Below are 3,769 nucleotides of genomic sequence, written 5' to 3'. Positions count from 1 at the left end.
TGCGGGACGCGGTCCCGGACCCCGAGCTGCTGGCGCGCCACGCCGTGCCCGCCGACCGGCGCCGGTGGTGGCTGGAGCGGCTGCGCCGCGTGCACGCCCTGGCCGGGGTCGCGCCTCACCCCTGAGCCGCGACCCCCAGGACCTCGGCCCGGAGCCGGTCCAGGTCCACCGGCTCGCCCTCGTGCAGCCCGTGGCCCCGGACCCAGGCCCGGGCGGCGCGCCACACGTCGTCGCAGCCGAGCTCCATGTCGGGGTGGGCGGCGCCGATCCGGGTCTGGGCCGTGTGCTCGGGGTCGTCGCCCGTGAAGGAGAAGACCGCCACGGGGCTGCAGGCGAGCCCCACCACCCCGCGGACGGAGGCGATGATCCGCCCGTGCAGGCAGTCCCCGGGGTGGAGGTCCCACGCGCGGTGGACGCTCAGGCAGTCCACGGCCGCACGCCGGTACCCGTGCGCGCCGTGCTCGTGCGGAACGTTCCCCCCGTGCTCCCGCGGGGACAGCAGTCCCCTCTCTGGTTCGGTGTGCATCGCGCGCCTCCTCCGCCGGTGTCCCGGCCGGCTCCGCCGCCGCGGCGGCACGGCCCGTGGGCGGATCGAGCAGAAGGAGGGGGGTCTTCCGGACGTTCCCGGTCACGGTCCGGGGCGCTGGACGGATGGGACGGCCTGACGCCTCGAGCATCCCAGAACCGGGACGGCCGCGGAATCCGCCGGCGCATTGTTTCTTTGAGTGAACTCGGCCCGGGACGGACCCGCTGATCAGGGGCGGATGGGTCCCCGGCAGGACACTGCCCGTTCACCTGCGGTTCGCACGGCCGCCTCCGGGGCCTCACCGGGCGGTGGTGCAGTGGCGGAGCACCCGTTCCCCGACCGCGGTCCGCCGCGGGCCCCGTCCCCTGGGAGAGCCATGACCGACACCGCCAAGCGCACCGTCCTGCCCCTGCTCGGCCACACGCGCGGCAAGCGCAGCCCCGTCACGTGCCAGCTCAAGTGCGGCAGCGCCTGCGCCGGACCGGAGTGCAACACCTCCGGCAACGGCTACTTCCGCGACATCGCGAGCGCGGCGCTGTCCCGCCGCTCCGCCCTGGGCCTGGGCGCCGCGGCGGCCGTGACCGTCGGCGTCGTCGGCGCCACCCCGGAGGCCGCCCAGGCCCACGGCCGCGGACGCTCCGGGCTGTCCTTCGCGCCCATCGCCCCCGTGCCGAACACCGTGGACGACCTCACGGTCCCCGAGGGCTTCGACTGGTCCCCGATCATCCGCTGGGGCGACCCCCTGTTCGAGGACTCCCCGGAGTTCGACCCCCTCCGGCAGACCCCGGAGTCCCAGGCGGCCCAGTTCGGCTACAACAGCGACTACCTGGACATCCTCCAGGACCGCGGCGGGCGCAGCGGAGTGCTCGTGAACAACCACGAGTACACCAACGAGAACCTCATGTTCCCCGCCGAGCAGCAGGACGACCTCCAGCGGGTGGCCCGGGTGGCCATGGCCGCCCACGGCATGTCCGTCGTGGAGATCGCCCGCACCGGCCCCGGCCGGCCCTGGACCTACGTCCGCGGCGGAGCCCGCAACCGGCGCATCACCCTGAGCACGCCCTTCGCCGTGGACGGCCCGGCCGCCGGCTCCGCGCTGCTGAGGACGCAGGACGACCCGACCGGCACCGTGGTCCTCGGCACGCAGAACAACTGCGCCGGCGGCACCACCCCGTGGGGCACCGTCCTGTCCGGCGAGGAGAACTTCAACCAGTACTTCAAGGGCAACGGCTCCGCCGAGCAGAAGCGCTACGGGATCGCCGCCGAGGCCCCGAGCCGGCGCTGGCACGATGTGGACCCCCGCTTCGACTCGACCCTGCCGGGCTACGAGAACGAGCCGAACCGGTTCGGCTGGGTCGTGGAGCTCGACCCCCAGGACCCCGCCTCGACCCCGGTCAAGCACACCGCACTGGGCCGCTTCAAGCACGAGGGCGCCAACGTGCGCGTGGCCGAGGACGGCACCGTGGTGGCCTACTCCGGCGACGACGAGCGCTTCGACTACCTCTACAAGTTCGTCTCCGCCCAGAAGTACGTCGAGGGCGACCGCCCCCACAACATGACGCTGCTCTCCGAGGGCAACCTGTACGTCGCGAAGTTCACCGGGGACACCGCGGCCGAGATCGACGGCTCCGGCCGGCTGCCCTCCGACGGCGCGTTCGACGGCTCCGGCGAGTGGCTGCCCCTGGTGGTGGACGGGGAGTCGGCCGTGGCCGGCATGTCCGTGGAGGAGGTCCTGGTGTTCACCCGCCTGGCAGCGGACCAGGTCGGCGCCACCAAGATGGACCGCCCCGAGGACGTCGAGCCCTCCCCGCACACCGGCAAGGTCTACGTGGCGCTGACCAACAACACCGACCGCGGCACCCCGGGCAAGGCCGGCCCGGACGAGGCCAACCCGCGCACCCAGAACCGCGACGGGCACGTCATCGAGATCACGGAGCGTCACCACCGTGCCGACGCCACCGAGTTCGGCTGGAACATCCTCCTCGTCGCCGGGGACCCGGCGAAGAACGCCTCCTCCTACTTCTCCGGCTACCCGGTGGAGAAGGTCTCCCCGATCTCCTGCCCGGACAACCTGGCCTTCGACTCGGAGGGCAACCTGTGGATCTCCACGGACGGCGCCCCGGGGACCATCGGCTACAACGACGGACTGTTCAAGGTGGGACTGTCCGGGCGCGAGCGCGGCAACGTCGAGCAGTTCCTCGCCGTGCCGCAGGACGCCGAGACCTGCGGACCCGTGATCCACGACCGCGAGCGCATGGTCTACGTGGCCGTGCAGCACCCGGGCGAGGACGGCTCCTTCGAGGAGCCCCGCTCCTACTTCCCGGACTACGTGGTGGAGACCCGCCAGGGTGAGGGCGAGTGGTCGCTGCCGCGGCCGTCCGTGGCCCAGGTCTTCGCCGTGGACCGGGCCGGGGAGACCGAGTTCCCCGGTGCGATCCACGACCGGCCGGGCCACGGCCGCAACCAGCACAAGCGGCGCAAGAACGGCGAGCGCGGGCCCCGCTACCGCGGCTACAAGGGCAAGGCCACCGCGGAGACGAAGGCGGCCGCGAGGACCGCGTCCCGCTCCTACTGAGCCCCGCCTCCTGAGGCGTCCGGAGCCCACCGGTCCCCGGCCCGCCCCGCGGCGGGCCGGGGACCGCTGCGTTCCCGGACTACCCTGGTCTCCTGTGACCACACCCTCTCTCGACACCGCCCGCACCGTCCTGGAGGAGCTCGTCGCCGCCGGGATGCGGCACCTCGTCGTAGCCCCCGGCTCCCGGTCCGCGCCGCTGGCCTACGCCGCGGCGGCCGCCCAGGCCGCCGGGGCCCTCGAGGTCCACGTGCGGGTGGACGAGCGGAGCGCGGCGTTCACCGCCCTCGGCATCGCACGGGCCACCGGCCGGCCGGCCGGGGTGCTCACCACCTCGGGCACGGCCGTGGGCAACCTGCTCCCCGCGGTGCTGGAGGCCGACCACGCCGAGGTGCCCCTCGTGGTGCTCTCCGCCGACCGCCCGCCGGAGCTGCGGGGCACCGGCGCCAACCAGACCACCCGCCAGCCGGGGATCTTCGGCGACCACGTGCGCGCCGCCGTGGACCTCCTCCCGGACGACGACGTGCCCGCCCGGCTCGAGGAGGTCCTCGCCGCCCGGGCCGGCCGTGGACCGCAGGGGCCCCGGCCGGCGGGACCGGTCCACCTCAACGTGGCCCTGCGTGAGCCGCTGCACCCCGCGCCGGAGGACGGCCCGGTGCTCGCGGCCCGGG

Annotated in this window: 3 protein-coding genes; 2 read left to right on the top strand and 1 reads right to left on the bottom strand. The window is 74.4% G+C overall.

From position 1 onward, the window contains the following. Positions 1-115: 115 nt before the first annotated feature. The gene (locus tag CRM73_RS18545; RefSeq protein ID WP_229588713.1) at positions 116-526 is read right to left on the bottom strand and encodes a hypothetical protein; all 411 of its coding nucleotides are present in this window, start codon (positions 524-526) and stop codon (positions 116-118) included. Between the two features lie 376 nt (positions 527-902). Between CRM73_RS18545 and CRM73_RS18540 the strand changes: the two genes are divergently transcribed. Together CRM73_RS18540 and CRM73_RS18535 are read left to right on the top strand one after the other, a co-directional pair. Then, entirely contained in the window at positions 903-3,101 is a 2,199-nt protein-coding gene (locus tag CRM73_RS18540; RefSeq protein WP_229588712.1) for a PhoX family phosphatase, read from the top strand. Between the two features lie 94 nt (positions 3,102-3,195). Then, a partial coding sequence (locus CRM73_RS18535; RefSeq protein WP_370658573.1) for a thiamine pyrophosphate-binding protein occupies positions 3,196-3,769 on the top strand: 574 nt, incomplete at its 3' end.

The organism is Kocuria sp. CCUG 69068, assembly GCF_020833785.1.
GTDB lineage: Bacteria > Actinomycetota > Actinomycetes > Actinomycetales > Micrococcaceae > Kocuria > Kocuria rosea.
This window is presented reverse-complemented; position numbering and strand designations above follow the sequence as displayed.